17 protein-coding genes are annotated in these 26,354 nt (G+C 45.0%); 11 read left to right on the forward strand and 6 right to left on the reverse strand.

Annotation, left to right across the window (positions count from 1 at the left end; genetic code table 11):
• The first annotated feature begins 27 nt into the window (after positions 1-27).
• From HDC91_RS15370 to HDC91_RS15405, 8 genes are all read left to right on the forward strand, one after another.
• Positions 28-987: a rhodanese-related sulfurtransferase gene (locus tag HDC91_RS15370; RefSeq protein ID WP_183553668.1), complete on the forward strand. Its 960-nt coding sequence runs from the start codon at positions 28-30 to the stop codon at positions 985-987.
• 69 nt (positions 988-1,056) lie between these two features.
• On the forward strand, positions 1,057-3,942 hold the full coding sequence (locus HDC91_RS15375; RefSeq protein ID WP_183553670.1) for a triple tyrosine motif-containing protein: 2,886 nt from the start codon (positions 1,057-1,059) through the stop codon (positions 3,940-3,942).
• A 257-nt stretch (positions 3,943-4,199) separates the two neighbouring features.
• Positions 4,200-7,241, forward strand: a complete 3,042-nt coding sequence (locus HDC91_RS15380; protein ID WP_183553672.1) for a TonB-dependent receptor — start codon at positions 4,200-4,202, stop codon at positions 7,239-7,241.
• Between the two features lie 17 nt (positions 7,242-7,258).
• Positions 7,259-8,746 (forward strand): RagB/SusD family nutrient uptake outer membrane protein, encoded by a 1,488-nt coding sequence (locus HDC91_RS15385; RefSeq protein ID WP_183553674.1) that lies wholly within the window; start codon positions 7,259-7,261, stop codon positions 8,744-8,746.
• A gap of 19 nt (positions 8,747-8,765) precedes the next feature.
• On the forward strand, positions 8,766-9,596 hold the full coding sequence (locus HDC91_RS15390) for a LamG domain-containing protein (protein ID WP_162429830.1): 831 nt from the start codon (positions 8,766-8,768) through the stop codon (positions 9,594-9,596).
• Between the two features lie 91 nt (positions 9,597-9,687).
• Positions 9,688-11,364, forward strand: a complete 1,677-nt coding sequence (locus HDC91_RS15395) for a glucoamylase family protein (protein WP_255476746.1) — start codon at positions 9,688-9,690, stop codon at positions 11,362-11,364.
• Between the two features lie 53 nt (positions 11,365-11,417).
• Complete coding sequence (locus tag HDC91_RS15400) at positions 11,418-12,803, forward strand: glucoamylase family protein (RefSeq protein ID WP_255476747.1); 1,386 nt, start codon at positions 11,418-11,420, stop codon at positions 12,801-12,803.
• Positions 12,804-12,898: 95 nt separating this feature from the next.
• Entirely contained in the window at positions 12,899-13,696 is a 798-nt protein-coding gene (locus HDC91_RS15405) for a prolyl oligopeptidase family serine peptidase (RefSeq protein ID WP_183553676.1), read from the forward strand.
• Between the two features lie 51 nt (positions 13,697-13,747).
• Here HDC91_RS15405 and HDC91_RS15410 read toward each other — a convergent pair whose 3' ends face one another.
• The 5 genes from HDC91_RS15410 to HDC91_RS15430 form a co-directional block, all read right to left on the reverse strand.
• Positions 13,748-14,275, reverse strand: a complete 528-nt coding sequence (locus HDC91_RS15410) for a hypothetical protein (protein ID WP_162429833.1) — start codon at positions 14,273-14,275, stop codon at positions 13,748-13,750.
• Positions 14,276-14,390: 115 nt separating this feature from the next.
• Complete coding sequence (locus tag HDC91_RS15415) at positions 14,391-15,023, reverse strand: response regulator transcription factor (protein WP_183553678.1); 633 nt, start codon at positions 15,021-15,023, stop codon at positions 14,391-14,393.
• 1 nt (position 15,024) lies between these two features.
• Positions 15,025-16,980 carry a sensor histidine kinase gene (locus HDC91_RS15420; RefSeq protein ID WP_221262203.1) on the reverse strand — a complete coding sequence of 652 codons (1,956 nt, stop codon included), beginning with the start codon at positions 16,978-16,980 and terminating at the stop codon, positions 15,025-15,027.
• A gap of 279 nt (positions 16,981-17,259) precedes the next feature.
• Entirely contained in the window at positions 17,260-17,439 is a 180-nt protein-coding gene (locus tag HDC91_RS15425; RefSeq protein WP_183553682.1) for a hypothetical protein, read from the reverse strand.
• Between the two features lie 392 nt (positions 17,440-17,831).
• Positions 17,832-19,235 carry a lipopolysaccharide assembly protein LapB gene (locus HDC91_RS15430; protein ID WP_162429837.1) on the reverse strand — a complete coding sequence of 468 codons (1,404 nt, stop codon included), beginning with the start codon at positions 19,233-19,235 and terminating at the stop codon, positions 17,832-17,834.
• A gap of 237 nt (positions 19,236-19,472) precedes the next feature.
• On the opposite strand from HDC91_RS15430, the gene HDC91_RS15435 reads away from it, so the two are divergent.
• The 3 genes from HDC91_RS15435 (at position 19,473) to HDC91_RS15445 (ending at position 25,278) form a co-directional block, all read left to right on the forward strand.
• A complete protein-coding gene (locus tag HDC91_RS15435; RefSeq protein ID WP_183553684.1) occupies positions 19,473-21,014 on the forward strand; it encodes an aldehyde dehydrogenase family protein in 1,542 nt (513 codons plus the stop codon).
• Between the two features lie 127 nt (positions 21,015-21,141).
• Positions 21,142-22,785, forward strand: coding sequence for a S8 family serine peptidase (locus tag HDC91_RS15440; RefSeq protein WP_183553685.1), 1,644 nt, complete (start codon positions 21,142-21,144; stop codon positions 22,783-22,785).
• A gap of 111 nt (positions 22,786-22,896) precedes the next feature.
• On the forward strand, positions 22,897-25,278 hold the full coding sequence (locus HDC91_RS15445; RefSeq protein ID WP_183553687.1) for a hypothetical protein: 2,382 nt from the start codon (positions 22,897-22,899) through the stop codon (positions 25,276-25,278).
• A gap of 20 nt (positions 25,279-25,298) precedes the next feature.
• On the opposite strand, the gene metF is transcribed toward HDC91_RS15445, so the two are convergent.
• On the reverse strand, positions 25,299-26,255 hold the full coding sequence (metF, locus tag HDC91_RS15450; protein WP_183553689.1) for a methylenetetrahydrofolate reductase [NAD(P)H]: 957 nt from the start codon (positions 26,253-26,255) through the stop codon (positions 25,299-25,301).
• Between the last annotated feature and the right edge of the window lie 99 nt (positions 26,256-26,354).

Raw genomic sequence — 26,354 nt, forward strand, 5'->3', positions numbered from 1 at the left:
CCGTTTGCAGCGGTATCAATGAATGTTATGGCAAAATACAACACACTACTTTACTATTGTTATTCTACAATAGCCGATGGCGAGCAGTTTGCGGCCGATCATTTAAAATTTTGTAAAAGCTTAGGTTTAACCGGGCGCATCATTGTTGCCGACGAAGGTTTGAACGGTACCGTATCGGGAACCGAAGAGTCGTGCAAAATCTATATGGATACCTTGCATGCTGATGAGCGTTTCGCAGGTATAGACTTTAAAATAGATGAGGTGGCTGAGCCTTCGTTTGTGAAGATGCATTGCCGTTATAAATCAGAGATAGTGCACTCAGGCCTGCGCGACCCAAATATCATCAACCCGCAAAAACAAACGGGCAAACATTTGGAGCCGAAAGAATTTTTGGCCATGAAAGATCGCGATGATGTGGTGATACTGGATGTGCGCTCCAATTACGAACACTCACTTGGCAAATTCAGGAATGCCGTGACACTGGACATCGAGAACTTCCGCGATTTCCCCGCCATGATAAACGAATTGGCCCAATACAAAGATAAAAAGATACTTACCTATTGTACCGGAGGCATAAAATGCGAAAAGGCATCGGCCCTGTTGCTGCACGAAGGATTTAGCGATGTTTACCAGTTACACGGCGGTATTATAAAATATGGTAAGGAAACCGGCGGCCAGGATTTTGAAGGCAAATGCTACGTGTTTGATAACCGCCTTTCGGTTGATGTAAACAGCGTTAACCCGGTGGTGATATCAACCTGCCGTAATTGCGGTAAAACCACCCCTAAAATGATCAACTGCGCCAACCCCGAATGCAACGAGCATTTTACCCAGTGCGATGAGTGCGGCCTAAAGATGGATGGCTGCTGCAGCGATGCCTGCCAGGCACACCCGCGCAGGCGCATTTACGACGGCACAGGCTATTATGTAAAAGTGCCGCAACCCATCAACACAGCAAAAAAGGGCACTGTACAGGTGGCAGAATAGTTGGCAGGCACCACACTGTTTATTCAGCGGCAAATTGTATTTTCGTACAAATACACCGGGCCACTTAACATGCGTAAACATTTCCTGTTCGCAATATTCTTATTTACCAGTATATGGGCTCACCCTGCCGATATAAAAAGCATTGGTGTGCCTTATGTGCAAAACTATACCAAAGCGCAGTATCAATCGGGCAATCAAAATTGGTCGGTAACGCGCGATGAGCATGGCATTATGTACTTTGGCAACGATGAAGGCCTGCTATCGTTCGATGGTAAGTACTGGCAGCTCAACCGCATGCCAAACGGTCTTATCGTACGATCGGTAGCGGCCGATGGCAAAGGCAAGATATACTCGGGTGGGTTTGGCGAATTTGGTTATTGGGAGAACAACAAAAAAGGTTTTCTTAAATATCACTCGCTTATCAGCCTTGTTCCAAAACAATTTCAACCTGTAAAAGAAGAAACCTGGAAGATATATATCGACAATGATAAGGTCATATTTCAATCTTTCGGCTCCATTTACATTTATACGCAGGGTAAAATAAATGTAGTAAAAGCACCTAAACCATTCCTGTTTTTGTTTAAAACCGGCAGTCGCTACTTTGTTGAACAGGTTGATGCCGGTCTGTTTGAGCTTAAAGGCGACAGGCTTACGTATATAGCCGGCAGCAATATATTAGGCAGCCGGGTGTTATCTGTGCTGCCTTTTCAAAAAGGTAAATATTTAATTGGCACTGCCAAAAACGGCTTATTTATTTATGACGGCAGCAGTATAAAGCCCTGGGCCAACCAGGCAAACGATTTCTTGAAAACCTTTCAGTTAAATAACGGCACCGTTATCCCGGGCAAATACATTGCGTATGGCACAATTTTAAATGGCGTAATTATTATTGATACCGCGGGCAACGTAATTCAACACATCAATAAATCGAGCGGGCTGCAAAACAACACGGTATTAAGTTTATATGTAGATGCCGAGCAAAACCTGTGGGCCGGGCTTGATAATGGCATCGACCGCATCGAAATAAATTCGCCCCTTTATTTCTATTTTGACAAAACCGGCAAGTTCGGAACGGTTTACTCCAGCATAATTTTCAATGACAAAATATACCTGGGCACTAATCAGGGTCTATTTTACAGCGAGTGGGCTAATACCGGTTCCAAACAACTGCTCCAACCATTTGATTTTAAGCTTATACCCGGCTCGCAAGGGCAGGTTTGGGAACTTTCTTTGCAGGACGGCCGGCTGCTTTGCGGCCATAACGACGGCACCTTCCAGGTAAATGGCAGCTCTATCACAAAAATAACATCCTTAAGCGGTGGCTGGACCATTAAAAAATTCAACACCGACCGACTTATACAGGGCACTTACACGGGGCTTATCATTTACCGTAAGGATGCCGGGGGCAACTGGGCGTTCGATCACAAGGTGGAAGGCTTTGGCGAGCCATCGCGCTATGTTGAGCAAGACAACAAAGGCCAGATATGGGTAAGCCACGCCTATAAAGGCATTTATAAGGTTACATTAAGTGCTGACAGTAAAAAAGTGATATCGCAAAAATATTACGACAAGCGGTCGGGTTTACCAGATAGCTATAATGTGGGGGTATTTAACCTTGATAACCGTATCGTGTTCTCATCAGATTCGGGCTTTTATATTTACGATGATATAACCGACCGGTTTTACAAATACCAGCAGCTTAATAAAAAGTTAAACACATTTGCATCATCAAACAAGGTAATAGCTGCCATAGGCAAAAAATACTGGTTTATTAATCATGGGCGGGTGGCCCTTGCGGATCTTTCTGTACCGGGCCGGCTCACTATCGATTCGAACCGTTTTAGCATGCTTAACGGCCAAATGGTGCAAAACTATGAAAACATAAACCTGATAAACAACCAGATATACCTGATAAGTGTTGACGACGGCTTCGTGATTTTAAATGATGCGGATGCATCGCGCCAGCCAATGATAAAGCTGCCACCGGTTTTGATACGCCAGGTAGAAAATATTACGGATAAAACGTCGGTAATTACCGATATGAACAGCGCTGAGAATGAGATCACCATCCCATACAATAAAAACAATGTCCGCATAGCGTACTCGCTGCCATATTATAAACAATCTAAAATAAAATACCAGTATTATCTTGAAGGGTACTCCCGGCAATGGAGCGAATGGACTACTCAAACGCAGAAAGAATTTACAAATTTAAGCCAGGGGACCTATCATTTTAAAGTGCGGGCAAAAATTAATGATGCAAACATATCTGAGGTAACAACTTTTACTTTCGAGATACTGCCGCCCTGGTATGCCGGTAAATTGGCTATAGCAGTGTATGTGTTGTTAATTATATTGCTCTATTACGCTATCAGATATTATTACCGTTTAAAACTGAAACGCCACAGGCAAGAGATACAGGAAAAACTACAACGTGAAAAAGAAGAGTTTTTACGCCGTGAGGCCATAGCAAGCCAGCAACGCATTGTTACCATTAAAAACGAGCAATTACAGGCCGACCTGGCAAGTAAAAGCCGCGAACTGGCCAACTCAGCCATGAACATTGTGTACAAGAATGAATTGCTACAAAAAATAAGCGACGAGATCAATAATTTTAAAGATAGCACGGGGAAAAAACTGTCGGAAGACCAACTAAAAAAGATCCATAAAGTTATAGATCAGGGGATGAGCGACGATCGTGACTGGAACGTTTTTGAAAATAGCTTTAACGAGGCACACGAAAACTTCTTTAAGAAGTTGAAACATGACCACCCCGACCTGGTACCAAATGATTTGAAACTTTGCGCTTACTTACGCATGAACATGAGTAGCAAGGAAATGGCATCATTATTAAACATATCGCTGAGAGGCGTGGAGATACGTCGGTACAGATTACGTAAAAAGCTAAATTTGGCACACGATAAAAACCTGGTAGAGTTTCTCATCGAGCTATAATACTACATCATTTCCTCTCATAATTAAAAAGTTGTGCATCCTTCTTCGCCTTGCTTTTGTAGTATGTAGGCGTTACACTATGCGATATTAAACATCAGTATTTCAGCACGTTAAATAATCTTCTTAAAAATTTTGTGAAAGTAATTTGGTGCTGATGTATTAATGTAGAGTTACATTATTTGCTTAAATTGTAATATCTGCACAACTTCGAGGCTACAAAAACCAATTAACCAGTACTTTAAAATTAATTAACCACTATGAAGAGAATTTACTCAATCTCAGGGTTATTGCTATTGTTCACTTTTTTGTCGACCGCTGTGTTTGCACAAAACGTTACCATAAAAGGTAAGGTTACCGATGCCAAAACCGGCGAAGCGCTTATTGGCGTAACCGTTGGCGTAAAGGGTACAACAACAGGCACCCAAACAGATGTTAACGGCGCGTTCCAGTTAAGCGCGGCGTCTAATGCTACCTTGCAGGTATCCTATATAGGTTACACCACCCAGGATATTGCAATAACCGGCCAAACAACCTTAGATATCAAACTGCAACCCACAACCAACGAGTTGCAGGGCGTAGTGGTTGTAGGTTACGGCACCCAACGCAAAATTGATGTTACCGGCTCGGTGGCGCAAATTAAGGGCTCGGAAATTTCTAAGCAATCTTCTATTAACCCCATTAGTTCGCTACAGGGCAAGGTAGCAGGTGTGCAGATAACCAACTCCGGAGCGCCTGGCGCTTCGCCAACTGTGCGCATAAGGGGAGCCGGGACTATTTATGGTAATGCAAATCCGTTATATGTTGTTGATGGTGTATGGAATGAAGATATCAGCTTCTTAAACCCTAATGACATCGAAAGTATCAGCGTTTTAAAAGACGCATCATCCGAAGCTATTTACGGCATACGTGCTGCTAATGGTGTAATCTTAATTACTACCAAAAAAGGCACCAAAAATTCGGGGGCTAAAATCAGCTACGATGGCTTTATAGGAACACAGGTTGTTACAAACGACTTTAAAATGGCAACAGGCCCTGAATACGCTACGTTGGTTAACGAACTGGACGAGCGAAGCGGTGTAACCCCGCGTTATGCTGACCCTAACAGTTTTGGCACAACAGATTGGGCACAACAGGTATTGCGGAGCGGCCTTATAAACAACCATAACCTATCTATAAACGGTGGTGGCGAAAAATCAACCTACAGTGTATCATTTGGTTACCTTAAACAGCAAGGCACAGTTGAAACCAATAGTTTTGACCGGTACACCATGAGGATAAAGAACGATTTTGATATCTCGAAAGCATTGAAGATAGGCTATACTGTGGCCGGCTCAATGAACAACTCGCATGATATAGACGGCTCAATTTTCCACCAGATATTTGCTGCGGTACCTATTACACCGGTTAGATATGCCGACGGCACCTACGGCGACCCGAATGATTTTAATGTTACAAGTTCTGCGATGTTCAACCCGCAGGTTACGCTTGACTTTTTTAGCCAACGATCAAAAAACTACAGGCTTAACGGTAGCGCCTACGCCGATCTTAAATTTGCTAATCACTTTACGTTTCATACCAGTGTAGGCGGCGATTTCGGCCAGGGTCAAGTTGTTAATTATGCCCCGGTTTACCAGGCTACGTTAGCGCAGCAAAACAGTAACAGCTTGCTTACTTTAACAGATAATAAAACCCGTAACTGGATCATAGAAAACACCTTAACCTACGACAACACCTTTGGCGATCATAACCTTAAAGTGTTAGTAGGCCAGGGCGCGCAATCATACAGGTATAATCAAACCATTGCTTCGGCAACAGATGTTCCGGATAATGGTAACGGCTATTATCTATCGCAAGGGAAAAACTACAACCTGAAAGATATTGATGCGGGTGGCGGATATCCGTTCTATAATACGGTAAGCTCGTATTTTGCAAGGGTAAATTACTCTTTCAAAAATAAATACCTTTTAAACGCTACCATGCGTGCTGATGGTTCTTCCAAATTCTCTGATCCAAATAAATGGGGTTATTTCCCTTCTGTTGGCGCAGGCTGGGTAATTTCTGAAGAAAGCTTTATGAAAGACCAGCACGTATTTAACAGTTTAAAACTTCGCGGCAGCTGGGGTAAAATAGGTAACATGTCTGTTCCTGCTAACTTGTCTATCACCACTGTTACCCAAACACCACAGTTTATATACGTAGGCCCTGATGGTTATACAGCCCCCGGCGCAAACGTAAATACCATTACCCCGCCGGTTACATATTGGGAACGCGGCGTTGGTACAGACGTAGGTATCGAGGCGTCGTTACTAAACGACAGGTTATTTGCCGAGGTGGATTTTTATAACAAAAAAACCGAAAAAGCAATATTCGATATTCCCATCTTAGGTTCATTAGGTACCAGCGGCAGCTCGATAATTGGTAACCAGGCCACATTCCAAAACCAGGGCTTTGAGTTCCTTTTAAGCTGGAAAGATAAAATAGGAAGCGACTTTTCTTATAGCATAGGTGGTAACCTCGGTATAAATGACAATAAGGTATTAGAAGTATCATCAGGCAGAAACCCCATTTACCAGGCGGTAAGCACACCGGGGTCTAACAACTTTAATACCCGTACTGTAGTTGGCGAGCCAATTGGCCAGTTTTATGGTTTAAAAGTGGTAGGGATATTCCAAACTGATGCCGAAGTTGCCGCTTATAAAAATAAGGCGGGCGGTAAGATTCAACCGGAAGCGATAGCCGGAAACTTTAAATACCAGGACACCAACGGCGATGGTATAATTGACGATAAGGACCGTGTAGTACTGGGTAACCCTAACCCTAAATTTACATACGGCTTTAACACCTATTTCGCCTACAAATCGTTTGATCTGACCGCCGATTTCCAGGGAGTGGCGGGTGTGCAGATCTATAATGCTAACGTTGGCCTTCGTTTTGGTACAGAAAACTTCAGTCAGGATTTCTATAACAATCGCTGGCATGGCGAAGGTACTTCAAATACTTATCCGTCAGCTTTCATAGCAGGCGGGCAAAACAACCGCTCAAACTCTTTTTATGTAGAGGATGGCAGCTATTTCAGGATCAGGAACCTGCAGTTGGGTTATACACTTCCATCTGCAATTACCAACAGCCTTAAGATAGCCAAAGTAAGGTTGTATGCCAACGCGCAAAACGCCTTCAACTTTTTTAGCTATAAGGGCTTTAGCCCCGAAGTTGGTGGTGGCCCCACAAGAGCCGGAGTAGACGTGAACGTGTACCCGCTGTATGCTACTTACAACTTTGGTGTTAATGTTACTTTTTAATTTATTATCAGAACAAAATGAAAATTTATCAATATATAAACGCCAGGAACGCGATGGCTTTAGCCTTAGCTTCCTTAGTAGCAGTTACAGGCTGTAAAAAGAGCTTTTTAGAAGTACCGCCCCAGGGGCAGCCTGCGGCAACCCAGTTCTGGAAAACCGGCGACGATGCAACCAAGGCTGTAAACTCTATCTATGCCAACTTGCGTGGCTGGACAGAAGTTGCCTTTGCACCTATCGCGTTAGAAAGCCTCGGGTCTGATGATACCGAAACCGGTAGTGACCCGTCCGACGGCTCTGTGCCGTTCATGAACATGTATGATCAGTTCAAGGTAACCTCTACCCAGGGCCAGCTTTCTGACTTCTGGAACGGCAGATATCAAACCATTAACCTTTGTAACCAGGTATTGGACCATATTGATACCATTGATATGGATGCTACCTTAAAAAACCGCTACATAGCCGAATCAAAATTCGTTAGGGCGTACGCTTATTTCAGGCTTGTGCGTGCATTCGGCAATGTGCCGCTGCGCTTGCACTTGCCAAAAGATGCCAGCGAATATAATTTACCGCAATCGCCCAAAGCCGAGGTTTATGCAGCCATAGAGCAGGACCTTACAGACGCCGCCGCCGGTTTACCGCAGTCATATGCCGGCAACGATGTGGGGCGTGCAACTAAAGGCGCCGCATTGGCCTTACATGCAAAAGTTGCCATGTATCAGCAAAAATGGGCCGATGTTTTATCGTTGACCAACCAGGTTAAAGGTTTGGGCTATAGCTTATTCCCTAATTACGAACAGTTGTTCAGGGTTCCTAATGAGAATAATTCCGAATCGATTTTTGAGATACAGGCTTCCTTAATACCAGGTAATCCCGACGCTTCTAATTCCCAGTATTCGCAGGTTCAGGGTGTAAGGGGCCAAACCGGCGGCGGTTGGGGTTTCAATATCCCCACAAAAAGCCTTGAAGATGCTTATGAGCCGGGCGATCCGCGTAAGGATGCAACCATTATATTTGCCGGCGAAACCACTCCCGAAGGCGATGCAATTTCGCCCACTGCCCCAAACCCCAGGTATAACCAAAAGTCTTATGTCCCCTTTAGCATGTATGTTAGCGGTTACAACGAAGGTGCACAACAAAACATAAGGGTTTTACGCTATGCCGAGGTTTTACTGATGAATGCTGAAGCGGCTAACGAATTGGGCGACGCTACCACAGCTTTAGCAGACCTTGAATTAGTTAGGGCACGGGCAAGGGGAGGCAATAATGCTGTATTGCCAAAGGTTACTACTACCGATAAAGATGCTTTGCGCCTGGCTATCTGGCATGAAAGACATGTAGAGCTTGCAATGGAGTTCGACCGTTATTTCGATGTGATCCGTCAGGGTCGGGCTGCTGAAATTTTTGGCCCTAAAGGATGGACCGCCAATAAAAACGAAGTGTGGCCAATACCTCAATCAGAAATTGATCAGAGCTCTGGCGTACTTGTTCAAAACCCGGGCTATTGATTTTTAAACAACAACGGAGATGAAAAAATTAAATATTTATATAGTTACAGCCGCGCTGGTAAGTGTAGGGTTGTCATCATGTCAAAAAAAGTTCGACCCTTCAACCTATGCGCCACCTTTAAGTATTGGCGGCTTTACCGCAGCTAACCAGGTAGCGTCAGAAAGCCTGGTAGGGTATTGGTCGTTTAACGGCAGTCTTATCGACAGCGTATCAAACACCGAAGCAACCGGCGTAGGTACTGCTTTCGCCAAAGGGGTTAAGGGCCAGGCTATGCAGGGTGCTCTAAGTTCATACGTTTTAGTAGAACCATCTGCGGCCGTAAAAAATATGCACAGCTTTACTATAATGAGCTGGGTGCATACCCCCATAAATGCCAATGGCATAGTAGGGGTGGTTGATATGTCTAACACATCTGAGTTTTGGGGCAACATGACCATGTTTTTTGAAAACGGTGGTACTGCCGAAAGCGGCAACCTGAAAATTCACGTTAGGAACGGTGCAAAAGAAGCCTGGTTAGGAAACTACGCCGTTGTTAAGCCATGGGATAAATGGATAAACCTGGCGGTTAGCTATTCGGCCGAAACATCAACCTTTATTGTTTATGCCAATGGCTCAAAATTAGCCACGCAAAAAGTTGACGGCTTTGGCGATATCAACTTCACCAATTTAGGCAAAATGGTATTCGGAACCGTACAGTTTCAAACAGATCCAAGCCTGACATCTGCAACCGGAAAGCAGGACTGGGCAAGCTACCTTGTTGGGCAGCTTGACGAGGTGCGCATATATAACAAAGCGCTTACCCCTGACCAGGTTGGTACTATTGTTAAACTGGAGAATCGAGGAAAGTAAACATTTGATTGAGTATGAGGTTGTTCGGCTAATAGCCGGGCAGCCTCTTTTTTTGGAATTTAGTTGTACGCTATTGCATAGTTAAACGTAGATGATGAGAGATTTAAAGATTTTTGCGGGGATAAGCTTGTTACTTGTGTTATTTGCATGCAGTAAAGGCGGCAACACCCCAACCCCCGATCCGGTTAAGCCCGTAACGCCTGCATCATTCAGTTTCAGTGGGTTGAAGATCAACGGCCTTAACAATGGGTTTACTTACACCAACGTAAACCAAAAGCCGGTTATCAAGATCACGTTTTCAACAGCGTTGAATAAAACAACAGTACCTGCCTCAATAACCATTAAGGGTAAAGCAGGCGCGGCGGTTACCTATGCGGCCACCTACGAAGATGACGACAATACGGTTGTTATAAAACCCACGCTGGATGTTATTACCCGATACACTGTAGATGTAAGTACGGGCCTTAAATCTGCCAAAGGCGGCAGCTTACAATCTGCGTTTACCATTAACCTTACTACCGGCATCGATTCTACCGATAAATTCACTGCCATATCTGATAACCAACTGTTAGATCTGGTGCAAAAGCAAACGCTTAAATATTTTTATGATTTTGGCCATCCGGTTAGCGGCCTCGCCCGCGAGCGGAATACATCTGGTGATGTGGTTACCACAGGTGGTTCGGGCTTTGGCATTATGGCTTTAGTGGCTGGTGTTAACCGCGGGTTTATAACCCGGGCGAACGGCCTGGCACGCATGCAAAAAATAGTAGGCTTTTTAAAAACGAAGGCCGCAACCTTTCATGGGGCTTTTCCGCACTGGTTAAACGGCGCTACGGGAGCAGTGCAGCCCTTTAGCGCTCAGGACAACGGCGCCGACCTGATAGAAACTTCGTACCTGATGCAGGGGCTACTAACCGCCCGCCAATATTTTAACGGCGCCGGGACGGACGAAAGCACCTTACGCGCCGATATCAATACCCTTTGGAACAACGTAGAGTGGGACTGGTTCAGGCAAGGCAACCAAAACGTTTTATACTGGCATTGGAGCCCAAGCAACGGCTGGGCCATCAACATGAAAATAAGCGGCTGGAACGAAGGGCTGATAGCTTATGTGCTGGCCGCATCATCAACAACACACGGGGTACCTAAAGCTGTTTACGATAATGGCTGGGCCGGCAACGGCAGCATGAAGAACGGCAATACCTATTATGGGGTAAAGCTTCCCTTAGGGCCCGCGCAAGGTGGCCCGTTGTTCTTTGCACATTATTCTTTCCTGGGAATTAACCCCAACGGACTGGAAGACGCCTACGCCAACTATGAAGAACAAAACAAAGCGCACAGCCTTATCAATTATAAGTACTGCGTTGCCAACCCTAAAAACTATTACGGCTATAGTGCTGATTGCTGGGGATTAACTGCAAGCGATATTGAAAGCGGTTATACGGCAAGCTCTCCAACAAACGATGTTGGCGTTATAGCGCCCACCGCAGCAATATCATCCCTGCCGTATACACCATCACAATCAATGGCAGCGCTTCGCTTCTTCTATTACAAACTGGGCGATAAACTATGGGGCGAATACGGGTTTTACGATGCCTTTGATCTCAACAATCCCTGGTTTGCAAATTCGTATCTGGCTATTGACCAGGGGCCGATAATTGTAATGATAGAAAATTACAGGAGCGGCCTGTTGTGGAATTTATTTATGAGCTGCCCCGAAATTAAAACAGGGATGAAGGGCTTAGGATTTACAGGGCCATCCTTGTAATCTCCTGATTATTAATGGTTGCATACGCTGCAGCATCATTTATCTATTAACTAATGAAAAAAATATTTTTATCAGCTTTTATACTTTTAGCCACTATTACTATTAATGGTATGGCGCAAAAACGCGGCTTTAACCATCCGCCCGAAAAAAAAGCGCCGGTTATGGACGGAGCGATAAAACCGGTGGGCATTATAAAAAACCTGAGCGACAGCGCCCTTTTAGACGTGGTTCAGCGCCAAACATTCCGTTACTTTTGGGATTTTGGCCACCCGGTTAGTGGCCTTGCCCGCGAACGCAGCAACCGGTCTTTTGATTATGGCGACGAAGTAGTAACCACCGGCGGCACGGGTTTTGGCATTATGGCCATGATAGCAGCCGACCATCGTAAATTTATAACCCATGAGCAGTCTGTAGACCGGATGCTCAAAATAGTAGAGTTTTTGTTCAGGGCCGACGCTTATCACGGGGTGTTTCCCCACTGGATGAACGGTGCAACCGGTAAAACCATACGCTTTGGCCGTAAAGACGATGGCGGCGACCTGGTAGAAACCGCATACCTGCTTCAGGGCCTTTTATGTGCCAAGCAATACTACGCCGCCAACACAGCAAAAGAACGCCGCATACGCGATGTAATCAGCTGGATATGGGGCGAAGTAGAGTGGGATTGGTACACCAGGGATGGCCGCGATAACCTTTACTGGCACTGGAGCCCGAATAATGGCTGGGCGATGAACTTCCCTATCCGTGGCTTTAACGAATGCCTGATCACCTATATCCTGGCTGCATCAGCCGATCGTTACCCCGTAAGCGCCGATGTTTATCACCGCGGCTGGGCACAAAGCGACTTTTTTAAGAACGGGCATACCTATTACGGCTATAAACTGCCATTGGGCTTCCCATATGGCGGGCCGCTGTTTTTTTCGCAGTATTCGTTCCTGGGCTTAAACCCCAAAGGGCTGAAAGACCGATACGCCGATTATTGGGAGCAAAACGTAAACCACACCCTTATTAACAGGGCGTATTGCATTGATAACCCTAAAAAGTTTAAGGGCTATGGCGAAAACTGCTGGGGCCTTACCGCCAGTGATAATTACGAAGGCTACAATGCGCACGCACCTAATAATGACCTGGGCGTGATAACCCCAACAGCCGCCCTATCGGCATTCCCTTACACGCCGGAGTATTCTATGCAGGCGCTGCGCCATTTTTATTACGACCTGGGCGATAAAATATGGGGCGAATATGGTTTTACCGATGCCTTCAGCGAATCGCATAACTGGTATGCAAAATCGTACCTGGCTATCGATCAGGGGCCTATTGTTGTAATGATAGAAAACTACCGTTCGGGCTTGTTATGGAACCTGTTTATGGGTTGCCCCGAAATTCAGCAAGGGTTGAAAAAGCTGGATTTTCAGAGCCCGGCGTTCGCAAAAAAATAACTGACTGTCAGCTGTTTATGCAATTATTTCATCCAGGCTAAATATAAACTCGTTATTTTACGTTTAATAGGCACACACCGAACTAAACGTATAATATGACTTTAAAAAAATTAACCATACTGGCAATGCTGGGTATCATGTACCTGGGATTGCCTTTTTTTGTACAGGCGCAAACCAATTCGGCGTTTGACCGGGGCTTGTTTGTTCATAAAACCGACACCCTGCCTTATCGCATTTTATTTCCCAAAAAATTCAATCCTACGCAAAAATACCCGCTTATTTTAGTGTTACACGGCGCAGGTGAACGCGGAAGCGATAACGAAGCACAGCTGGCTTACGGCCCTAAGTTATTTTTGAATGATACGATAAGACAGAACTATCCGGCTATTGTGGTTTATCCGCAATGCCCGAAAGACAGTTACTGGTCAAATGTAAATATCGACACCACTTCGGGCAAAAGGATATTCCGTTTTCAGGAGGGGGGCGAGCCAACGCGGGCAATGAACGCACTGCTTGGCCTGGTAGACCAATTGCTTGATAAACCCTATGTTAATGATAAGCAGGTTTACGTTGGCGGGCTTTCAATGGGCGGTATGGGCACATTTGAAATATTAAGGCGCAAGCCAAAGATATTTGCGGCCGCCTTTACTATTTGCGGAGGAGACAATACAAACAATGCCGAAAAATATGCTAAAAAAGTGCCCCTGTGGATATTTCATGGGGCAAAAGATAGCGTGGTGCCGTTTGATCATTCGCAGGTAATGGTTGATGCTATTAAGGCCGCCGGCGGCGACCCCAAGTTTACCGTTTATCCAAACGACGACCATAACAGCTGGGACGACGCTTTTGCCGAACCGCAACTGATACCCTGGCTTTTCTCGCACAGTAAATAACAAAAAAGGCCCCGGGGTTCGGGGCCTTTTTCGCTAAGATTTAGTTGAGGTTTATTGTTTGGTTACTTTACCTGTAAATTTTCCCTGCTCTACAAAAGCCTCTTTGCCGGCTTGTGTATGCGCAACTATATAAAACTCTCCTTCGGCTTCGGTATCGGTCAGTTTGGTAATTTTCACCTGGCCCCCGCCTTTCATGCCGCCTGTAGCGCTGTAACCAGTGCTGTAATTCAGTAAGGGATCAGCTGTTTTGGTATAATCTTTTAACAACACCGCGCCGTTGCCATCTGTGTTGTCCTCATCCAGATCAAAAGTGCCTGCTGCGGTAACATTACCCAATACAATTGTTATCGATTCGTTACCACCGTCTCTGATCGCGGTAAGTGTCCACAGGTTGCCCACCTGTACAATTGCTGCCTTGGTGCTTTTAAAGTTCGATCCGTTAACACCATCGAACCCATAATTAGCCGCGGTTACAGTTACCGAGCCTGTTGATGCCTTTACATCATCATCTTTCTTACATGAAACCGCGGTTACGGCAATTAGCATTGTTAATATAAATGCATGCTTAAGTTTTTTCATCACTTTGTTTTTAGTTATTTGTTATTGACAAAGTTGGTAAATACCTTAATCGCGCACAATCACGTTAAAATGGCATATTTTACTACGTATTAGCCGCAAAATACTGTAAAAATGTTTAAATTATTTTGCGTTCGTAGGCATATTTTAGTAGGCCCACCACCGTTTGAGTGTTGGTTTTCCGAAGGATGTTCTTTCGGTGGGTCTCTACTGTGCGCTCGCTTATAAAAAGCATATCAGCGATCTGCTTGTTGCCAAAATCCTGCTCTATCATTCGTATGATCTCTATCTCCCGATCGGTAAGACGCGATGATTCGTCCTGGTTGCGTTTAAAAGATTTCATGAGTTGCAGGGTAATATCCTGGCCAAAATAATTTTGCCCGTATGATACCTTGTTTAGGGCTTCAATCAGTTCCTGCTTGCCCGTATTTTTTAGAATGTAGCCCGATATACCGGCATCTATCATTTCGGCCACCACCTGGCTTTCGCTGAACATTGACAGGGCAATTATTTTAATATTGGGAAATTTCTTTTTTACCAGGCGGGTAAGCTCGATACCGCTCATTTCGGGCATGCTCACATCGGTAAGTAAAATATCTGTGTTGAGGCCGGTAAGGCAATCGAGGGCCTGGGTTGCGCTGGTGCTTTCGCCTACTATTGTAAATCCGTTAATGGTATCAATTATCAATCTCAGGCCATCAATAACCATCTGGTGATCATCAACAATAAAAATCCTTTTTTCAGCTTCCATGTCAGTTTAGGGGTATTAAAATAGCAACCAGTGTACCTTTGCCCGGCGATGACGAAATATCAACCGTGCCCTTTAAATATTCAACCCGGGTAATAATATTTTTTAACCCGATGCCTTCAAATTTTTCTCTGTCAGTTGTATCAAATCCCCGTCCGTTATCCTCAATGGTCACTGATACTTCGTGCCCTTCCATTTGCAGCTGGATATCCAGCAATGAAGCTTTTGCGTGCTTAATTACATTATTTACGGTTTCTTGTACAACCCTGTAAAGCACTATTTCCACGCTGCTGTCGAGCCTGTTTTGCAGGCCGGATACATCAAGCATTATTTTTAACCTGTGCGAGTCTATCTTATTTACAAAATCGCGCAGGGCGGATGTTAAGCCCAGTTTAAGCAGCACGTTCGGCATCATCTGGTGAGCGATGGTGCGTACCTCTTTGCAGCTTTCGTCAACCATGGCCATAGTTTTGTCGGCCAGTTCGCGGTTTTCTGTATCAGATAGCTTCAATCGTTCCAGCAAGGTATCTAAATTCATTCGCGTAGCTGATAATAGCTGGCCCACCCCATCGTGCAAGTCGCCGGCTATCCGCCTGCGCTCATTTTCTTCAGCCGCTATGATACCCTTGGTAGCCATGTCTTGCTGCTTCATAACTTCGGCCTGCAAAATAGCCGCCTGCTTTAAACGATAACGGTTATAAAATAGGTAACCAAAAGCCACAATCACAATAAATATACAGCATATTATAAATATAGTTGTATTGCGCTTATCAATTTTTAATTGTTGTATCTGCGTTTGTTTATTGAGCAAATTTATGCGCTCCTCTTTCTTCTCGGTTTCGTATTTGGTTTGTATCTCGGCAATTTGCTTTGCCGAAGCCTCGTTCATCGTCGAATCTTTATAATCTGTATGCAGCTTAAAGTATTCAATAGCCTTAGGATAATCCTTTTTAAGGTTATAAACAGTAAACAGCGACAAGTAACCATCGCGCAGCGCGGCCTTAAAATTAATTTCTTGAGCGACCTTAATAGCTTTAAGCAGCAGGTCTTCGGCCTTAGGCAGGTCATTTCGTCCTAAGTAAACATTGGCTATGTTCACATACGACGTACCTACGCCTACCTTATCGTCCTGGCTTTCTCGTATCTTTAACGATTTATAATAGTACGGCAAGGCTTTATCGGCCTTACCGCTGTAAAAATACATGTTGCCGATATTGTTGTACAGCACGCCAATACCCCGCACATTATTTAGTTTTAACTTTAATTTAAGCGAAAGCAGATTATACTTTAAAGACCGGTTGTAATCCTTTTGCTCCATATATACATTGGCCATGTTAGAGTAGGCGTAGCTTTGGCCAAGCTCATCATTTATTTCTTTGTAAATGGCCAGGGCCTTACCATGGTATTCTAATGCCCGCGGATAGTTGACGATACCTTCGTAATACACGTTACCGATCCATATATACGAACCGGCCAGCCCTTTTTTGTCATGTATCTTTTCGCGAATACGGGCGGCCTGGGTGTAGTAACGTAGGGCGGCTGCGTAGTTATTCTGATCGTAGTTATTGTGCCCCAGGTTCATGAGCGAGTAGGCTGCGCCAAGACTATCTTTTATGCGCAAACGGATTTTAAGCGCCAGGTTTATAAGCGAATCGCTTATCCGGCGCTCGCCCCTGAAATTATAGAATGCGCCGAGGTTATTCTGAATATTGCCTAATACCTTATCGGCATGGCTTTTGGCCGCGAGTGCCATCCCCTGGTTAGCATATTTGATGGCCAGGGCGCTATCAGCATCAACATACTCCATCATCAGGTTATAGTATGCCTTGGCTTTAACGGTATCGGATTTAGCGGTTTTGAGTACCCTGGTCAACGAATCAACCCGGACCTTATCCTGCGCGAAAGCGTTACTGAGCATAATGCTAAGCAGCAGTAGTAACGCAGCTTTTAATTTATACATATTAGCCAAAAACCTGAAGATTTACTTTAAGAGAAAGCTATAAAAGTAGTTTCTGCACGTTTCTGAAAAATACCGTAAATCACGTATTTATACCTGCGGGATATAGGCACTTATTGGTGGTTACCGGCCAATAACAAATAAAAACAGCAGCCCTAAGGGCTGCTGTGGAATCATTTCAATAACCGGTTAAAACTGCTCATCGGGTTCAAGCTCGTCGGTGGCTGCGCTATCGTTATTGGTGATCTGGTTATCGGCATTCAGCCCGGCTGAGGGCTCGCTTTAGCTAAGGGTTTCGGTGATGCCATCCATATCGGCAACAGCGCCATCTTTATTGGTTACCTTTTCGGTATCATCCTTATTGGTGATCACATCCTGTTCGGCGGCATTTACTTTGGGATCGCCGGTTTCCCCCTCTAAAGGGAATTTATTGCCGGGCGCGGGGCTATTGGGAGTATTCATGAGGTTGCTTTGCGTTTAAAGCTTAACAGATGGAGATCATGCTTGTTTTTAACTTTAAGCGGGAAAAAAAGGCAAAAGTGTTCACGTTCGGCGCACGTGAACACTGTGAACATTCATGAACACCTGAAAGTCAATGTTTTAAAAAAACAGCTACTGACAAGGTGGTGCCACCAATTTATCATTTCGAAATTTGTATTAACCGCTTGCGTAGTAACCTGTTAACTAACAGCATGTATTCTATCACCATTACTACGGGATGCAGAGCTTTCGTCACCTAAGAAGGGGATTATTATTCATCAAAAAGCCGGACATGCATCGGTCCGGCTTTGGTATTTGATTGATTATAATTAGTTTATTTTAACTCCGTCTAACTATTCAGCATTCACTACTCCCTACTTGGTGTACCTGTTTATAATATCGATAATTACCTTGTTTTCCTGTAATTGCGGCAGGTAATCAAACAAAATATAGTGTTTTTCGGGGTCGGATGCCAGGGCCATTTCCAGGTAGTTAAGCGCCTCGTTGTATTCGCCTTTGGCAAACAAATAAGCTACCATGCGGTAGTAAAGTTCTGCCGCATCCGGATTATTTTTAATGGCTTGCGATATCACTTCAATGGCATCAACCAGGCGCTTTTGCTCATACAGGATAGATGAGTAATCAAGCCAGGCATCCACATCAAGCGGGTTCAGCTCAACTACTTTCTCGTATGCGTTTTCGGCCTCGGGCAAATGGCCCAATTTATATTCGGCATCGGCAATGGCAAACCAATAATCGGCGTTGGCAATATCAAGGTCCAAAGCTTTTTTGTAAAAGTGCAGGGCCTCAAAATAACGTTCCTCAAAATCAAGGGTCACCCCGATACCAAACCAGGCATCGGCCAGCTTTGGGTCCATCTTAACCGATTTTTTGTAGAACGATCTCGCCTCGTCCATTTGCTCCAGCTTTTCATAGCATTCGCCAATAGCGCAATAAGTATCGGCATTGGGCTGCTCGTATTCAAACGTCTGGCGGTAAACCTCAATGGCCTCGGCATATTTCTCCAGGTTAACCAGCGCGTTACCTTTGTTAAAGTATGCCGATGCAAAGCTGTCTTTTATTAAAATGGCGTAATCATACGCGTCGATAGCTTTCTCAAACAGGCTTAACTTAGTGTAGGCGTTGCCCAGGTTATACCAAGCGGCATAGCTGTATGGTTCGTTATCTATATATTGCTGATAAAACTGAACACTTTCTTCCTGGTTATCTAACACATCATAACAAAAGGCCAGTTCGTACAGGGCGTCCTGGTTTTCCATGTTCTGTTTAAGGCAAAGCTTAAGGTAGGTTATGGCGGTATCATAATCGCCCATGTTTTGGTAAACGTAGGCAATATGCAACAATATCTCGTCGGTCTCCTCGGCAAGGTCAAGCGCCTTTTCGTAGTTCTCTAAGGCTTCGGCATTGCGTTCCATACTCTCGTACAGGTTACCGCGGATGATGTAAATATCCGCGTCGCTTGCCTCAAGCATGGCAGCCTTATCAAGCGCGGCAAATGCCTCTGATGCACGATTTGAAACTACCAGTAACTGGGCCTGTTTTATCAGGAACACCGCGGCAAAAGGGTGCTGGTTGCGCGCGTACTCGGATACCTGCAGGGCTTTGGCCGGATCGTTCTTTTCTATGTAGTAGTCTATAATGTTCTCAAACGCCTGCGCGTCAAAAAAGTACTGGTCATGATTGCGAATCATCTCTTCGTACCGTTCTACCGAAAACTTTGGATCTTCGGTAAAACCAAAATCAAATTCCTCTTCCATTCAAGTTTATTTGCAGAACACCATATTATCCCTGCGGATGTTTATCCGCAAGGCTTAAACATGAGTTCAAATTACAATAATAAGCATCCTCAAAGCAATTAAGTTTTCAACATACAAACATTATTAAACAAGCGTTTATACAAGTGGCTGATAATAAATGTAAAGCATTTTAGCCGGCAAGGGATGAGTTGAATATAATTGCCCTAAAGATTTTTACCTTTGACAAAAGTACCAATTATGAGCTTACCTATAAAGGATATTCTTGATCATTTACATATAAACGACATAAACCATGCGTTTAGTACTGGCAATCAGTGGGGTAGCAGCGCTAACGCAGTTACTGCAAACATTGTATCGCCAACCGATGGCAAAAAAATAGCATCGGTAAAATATGCTACCGCGGACGAGTATAATGCCGTGGTTGAAACGGCCGCCAGGGCTTTTAAAACATGGCGCACCATCCCCGCCCCAAAACGCGGCGAGATAGTACGCCAGATAGGCGAATCGCTGCGCGAAAATAAAAAGCAACTTGGCACCCTGGTATCGTACGAAATGGGCAAAAGCCTGCAGGAAGGCTACGGCGAGGTGCAGGAGATGATAGATATTTGCGATTTTGCCGTTGGGCTTAGCCGGCAGCTTTATGGTTTAACTATGCACAGCGAACGGCCCGAACACCGTATGTACGAGCAATACCACCCCTTAGGAATTGTTGGCGTGATATCGGCATTTAACTTCCCGGTAGCGGTATGGAGCTGGAACGCCATGCTGGCCTGGGTTTGCGGCGATGTTTGCGTTTGGAAACCCTCCGAAAAAACACCTTTAACGGCTATTGCCTGCCAGCATATTGCACAGGAAGTTTTTAAGCGTAATAATATTGATGAAGGCGTAAGCTGCCTGGTTATAGGCGACCGCAGTATTGGCGAGCTGATGAGCAACGATACCCGTGTGCCGCTGGTATCGGCTACCGGCTCTACCCGTATGGGCAAGGCAGTTGGCGCTGCGGTTGGCGCGCGGTTGGGCAAAAGCCTGTTAGAGCTTGGGGGCAATAACGCCATCATCATCACAGAAAATGCCGACCTGGATATGTCGCTTATTGGCGCGGTGTTTGGCGCGGTAGGCACTGCCGGGCAACGCTGTACCAGCACCCGCAGACTGATCATTCACGAGAGCGTTTACGAGGCTTTTAAACAAAAGTTAGTTAACGCCTACAGCCAGATAAAAATTGGCGATCCGCTGGATGAGAACAACCACATGGGCCCGCTGATCGATCAGGACGCGGTAGCCTCGTATCTCGATTCTATAGAGAAATGCAAGGCCGAAGGCGGAAGGTTTGTTGTTGAAGGCGGTAAGCTGGAGGGTGCGGCTTACTCATCCGGCTGTTATGTAAAGCCATGCATTGCAGAGGTTGAAAATCATTTTAAAATTGTACAGCACGAAACATTCGCGCCGATATTGTATCTGATAAAATACAAGGATATAGACGAGGCTATTGCGCTGCAGAATGGTGTGCCGCAGGGGTTATCGTCGGCTATTATGACAACTAATTTGCGCGAGGCCGAGAGGTTCCTGTCGTACTCGGGATCTGATTGCGGTATAGCGAATGTTAACATCGGTACGTCAGGCGCGGAGATAGGCGGCGCATTTGGCGGCGAAAAGGAAACCGGCGGCGGGCGCGAGAGCGGATCGGACGCATGGAAAGTATATATGAGGCGCCAAACCAATACTATAAACTATTCTAAAACGTTGCCATTAGCGCAGGGCATTAAATTTGACCTGTAAAAGCAATTAAACCGACCAGTGATAATATCGAATAATGAATATAGAATATCGAACGCCGAATTTAACTTCATCATTCTGTATTGGGCATTCGGTGTTCGATATTAAATTATAAAGACGACCATTAAATATGTATAAAATTTGCAAAACCCTTACGGCACTATTACTAAGCGGTGCCGTATTAACAGGCTTTACCGCTACAGCACAGGTAGCTCAAAAAGCACCCGCCGACCCGCCGAAAAACTGGCACTTGCTTGATCTTAAAACCGATGGTTATTTCGGTATCAGCCTAAACCAGGCTTATCAGTTTGTAAAAGGCAAAAAAAGCAAAACTGTAGTTGTTGCCACTATTGATAGCGGTATTGATACCGCCCAGGCCGACCTAAAGCCTGTATTGTGGGTAAATACAAAAGAGATACCCGGTAACGGCATTGATGATGATAAGAACGATTATGTGGATGATATACACGGCTGGAACTTTTTAGGCGGACCGGGCGGCAAATGTGATTTTACCGAAACTACCGAGGAGGTACGAGAGTATAACCGGCTTAAGGATAAGTACATTAACCTTACCACCGCCCCTGCCGGCAGCGAAAAAGAGTTTGCCTACTGGGAAAAAGTAAAGCTTACTCATGATGCCACGGTAAATAAAGCCAAAACCGAAACGCAGCAGCTACAGCCGGTAATGAACGCCCTGATGGCCACCAGTGGTTATATCAAAAAAGCACTTAGCTTAAGCGCGGGCGCGTCGTTCAAAAAGGCCGACCTGGCAAAAATTACCACTGCCAGCGATACGGTAAGCAAAAGCAAGGCGGTTTGGATATCGGTTTTTGAGCAGCAGGGCGGAGACCAAACTAACGCCGGCATCATTAAAGAGTTAAGTGAATACCTGGCAAAGTTAAATAACGACATTAACCCCGACCTTGACGCCCGCAAAAATATTGTAGGTGATAACCCCGACGTAAGGGATGGCAAACCGTATGGCAGCAATCTGCTTAAATTTCCGGATGCCGAACACGGTACCGGTGTAGCTGGCCTTATTGGCGCTGTACGCGGTAACAAATACGGTATTGACGGCGTGGCCGACAATGTAAGGATAATGGCTATTAAAGCGGTGCCAAATGGCGACGAGTATGATAAGGATATCGCTAACGCTATACACTACGCGGTTGATAACGGCGCAAAGATCATTAACATGAGCTTTGGTAAAAAATTATCGCCCCATAAGGCCTGGGTTGACGAAGCTTTTAAATATGCTGCCGCGAAAAATGTGTTGCTGGTACAGGCATCAGGTAACGATGGCCAAGATATGGATGCAAAACCCGAATATCCTAACGATATATTTGAGGATGGCTCTGGTGTTGATGCCGATAACGTGATAAGCGTTGGTGCATCTGCCGATAGGCTGAACGCCAGCCTTGCCGGCGATTTTAGCAATTATGGTAAAAAAAATGTAGATGTATTTGCACCCGGTGTTAAGGTAACATCGGTAAATATGGATGCCGAATTTAATACCGCCGACGGCACCAGCTTTGCTTCGCCAATTACGGCGGGTATAGCCGCGCTGGTGTTGGAGTATTATCCAAACTTAAGTGCCAAACAGCTAAAACAGGTGATATTGGAATCGGCAACGCCATTAACCGGAACGATGGTTTTAAAGCCCGGAAGCGAAACCGAAAAGGTTGATTTTACAACACTTTCAAAAACCGGGGGCATAGTAAATGCTTACAAGGCATTAGTTGCCGCATCAAAAATGAAGCCCGAAGGGATATAATCATCAGCATATAAAATTAAAAGCCGGGCCTTTTGGTCCGGCTTTTTTGTTTGACCCGACCCGGCAAATAATAATATAATTTCTTATTTTGATGCTCTATTTCAAACCTGAATGAGCCGCTTTCTTATCCGCCTGCTATTGGGAGCTGTAATGATGTTTTGCGCGCATGTTTGCGTTGCCCAAAGCATAGATAATGTAGTAAACCAACAGCTGCAACGCAACCCGCACGAAAAGATCTATATCCATTACGATAAAAACAGTTATGTAACCGGCGATACCGTTTGGTTTAAGGCCTATCTTTTTACCGGGTCTGAGCGCTCTCGCGCAGGTAAAAACTTTTATATGGAGCTGCTTGACGAGAATGGTAAAGTATTGAGCCGCTTAACTGCCCCCATATTTGAATCCACCGCATCGGGCAATATGGTATTGCCAACCGATACAACAGTACATGCCATCTACTGCAGGGCTTATACCGAAGTAATGCTAAAGGATGACCGCGATTTTATTTACATGAAACAGTTACCGGTATTAAATATCGCAAAACAACCCCAAGTTAACAGCATATCCGCGCCGGTAATACATTTTTTGCCCGAAGGCGGCGACTGGGTAAACGGCTTACCTTGTTTAATGGCTTTTAAGGTGACTGATGCAAACGGGATGCCCGTTAAGGCTAATGGCATTATTAAGAGCGCCGGTAACACCATAACAGATTTCGCGACGACGCATGATGGCATGGGTGCCTTCACGATGCTCGCACAGCCCAACCAGGCGTATACTGCTACCTGGAAGGATGCAGGCGGCACAGAGCATACCGCAGCATTGCCCGCGGCAAAGCCAAATGGTATATCCCTTCATATTGCTGATGTTGCCGCGGGGAAAAAGTTTCTGATCTTCCGGTCGAAAGATGCCGCGGAGGCAGATAAGCAGCTAACGCTTATAGCGCATAACAATGGCAAAATTGCTTACATGGTAAAAATCGATCTTTCAGGCGCCGAAATGTCTAGTGGTATTATACCCGTAAAAGATATGCCATCAGGTATTTTAAATATTACTGTATTCAATAAAAATTTAATCCCGGTTGCCGAACGCATAACCTTTGTAAATAACCACAATTATAGTTTTAACGTTGATACCGGTTTTATAAGCATCAGCAAACAAAGCCGCGGGCTAACGGAGTTAAAACTGGCGAATAAAGATAGCATCCGTTCTAATTATTCGGTATCGGTTACTGACGCGGACATTGATAACCCGTCACCTGATCAGGATAACATTATTTCGCACTTACTGTTAACCGGCGACCTGCGGGGTAAAATTGTGGACCCTTATTATTATTTTAACAATACTACACCCGACGCCGCCAAAAATTTAGACCTGGTAATGCTTACCCACGGCTGGCGCAAATACAACTGGAGCGCCGATACCACCGGTAAACTAACCGACACTATACCCACTCATCGTTTTTTAAGTATCAGCGGCAAAGTAAGCGGCATTACGGCTAACGGTTTTAAACCAGGCACTTATGCAACAATTTTTGTAGAAGCGCCCGACAAAAGTTCGGTAATGTTACCGCTGCAGGTGAGCGAAAACGCTGCCTTTTTCAGGGATGGCTTAATTTTTTATGGCGATGCTAAGCTCTATTTCAAGTTTCAGGATAAAAACCTTGCTTCAAACAAAGTAAAGCTGACCGTTGATAACGGCCTGGTAAAAAGCTACACTTATCCATTTGTAAAACCCGCCCCTGATACGGCAGCAGCGACAGAAGGCCCGCCTTTGGCGCTATCAAAACGTGTGCAGGATTATATGCTGCAGCTTAAAAACACCCGGCAGCTTAACGAAGTGCAGATAAAGGGTGCGGCCGTTTCGCAGCAGAAAAAAGTAGATAAGGAATATACTTCCGGCGTTTTTAAAGATGGCATATCTACTAACCTGTTGGTGGGTAATGATCCCCGGGCAACAAATTATGGTTCGTTGTTTCAGTATTTACAAGGTAAGATACCGGGGTTAAGGATCAGCAATCCATTGGGTAACGAACCATCTGTTAGCTGGCGAAATGACGGTGTAGCCTTCTTTCTGAATAATTTTGCCGTACCCGCTGAAGATATCCGTAATACGCCGATGATGGAAGTGGACTACGTAAAGGTTTACGATCCATCAATGGGTGGAGCCTTTGGTGCATTCGGCGGGGTAATATCGGTTTATACCAAACGGGGCAAAGGCTTTGTTTATAATGACAAAAACAACAAAATGCTTCCGTTGGCGGGCTACACCTTGGTAAAAGATTTTTACAGTCCGGATTATGCTACCGCTGTAACGGTTACGGGCAAACCCGACCTCCGCACCACCTTATTTTGGGAGCCAAATATTATCCTGGATAACGAGAAGCATGAGTATCTTATTAAATTTTACAATAACGATGTTACCCGCAAGTTCAGGGTCGTGATCGAGGGGATGAACTTTGACGGTAAACTGGTGCACCTGGAAAAAGCGCTATAAACCGTTTTGACGAGGGACCGCTAAAATATCGCTTCGGCTATCCTTTTAGTTGGGCCCGGATTACCCATAGTGTAAAAATGCAGTACCGGCGCGCCAAATTTCACCAGCTCTTTACACTGCTCTATCATCCACTCTATACCGATATCTTTTACATGCTTTTCTTCCTTGCAATCGTGTATGGCATCGCTTAATGCTTCCGGGATATCGATATGGAAGGTTTTAGAAAGGTTAACCAATTGCTTTGATGTGGTAATAGGCTTAAGCCCGGGGATGATAGGTACATTGATACCCACAGCCCGGCAGTTGTTCACAAAATCAAAATATTTCTGATTGTCAAAAAACATTTGGGTAACAATGAAGTTCGCCCCCATATCTATCTTTTGCTTCAGGTATTTAAAATCGGTTTTCAGGTTTGGTGCTTCAAAGTGCTTTTCGGGGTAGCCTGCAACACCTATGCAAAAATCCGTCTTCATAATGCCTTCGTAATGCTCGTGCAGGTAAACACCGTTGTTCATGTTCACTACTTGCTGCAGCAGGTCGGTAGCGTAGCAATGCCCGTTTGGTGTCGGAACAAAAGAGGCATCGCCGCGGCGGGCGTCACCGCGCAGCACCAGCACATTATCGATACCTAAAAACTGCAGGTCTATCAGGCCGTTCTCGGTTTCATCTTTGGTAAAACCGCCGCAAAGTAAATGCGGAACAGTATCTACCTTGTACTTATTCATGATAGCCGCGCAAATGGCAATAGTGCCGGGGCGCTTGCGGTAGGCAAGTTTCTCCAGCAAGCCGGTTTCGTGTTCTTTGTAAATGTAATCCTCGCGCAGCGAGGTAACATCAATAAACGGCGGCTTAAACTCCATCAGCGGGTCGATAGCATCGTAAATGCCCTGTATGCTCTGCCCCTTTAATGGCGGGATCAGTTCAAAAGAGAAAAGTGTTTTGCCGTTGGCGTTAGCAATATGCTCCGTTATTTTCATGTTGAGTTTAGTCTAATTTAATGCGTCATTGCGGGGCACGAAGCAATCTCTGAACTGTGCATATGGATATGCTTATCGGTAGATTGCTTCGTACCTCGC

This window comes from Mucilaginibacter sp. AK015, from assembly GCF_014200785.1.
Taxonomy (GTDB): domain Bacteria; phylum Bacteroidota; class Bacteroidia; order Sphingobacteriales; family Sphingobacteriaceae; genus Mucilaginibacter.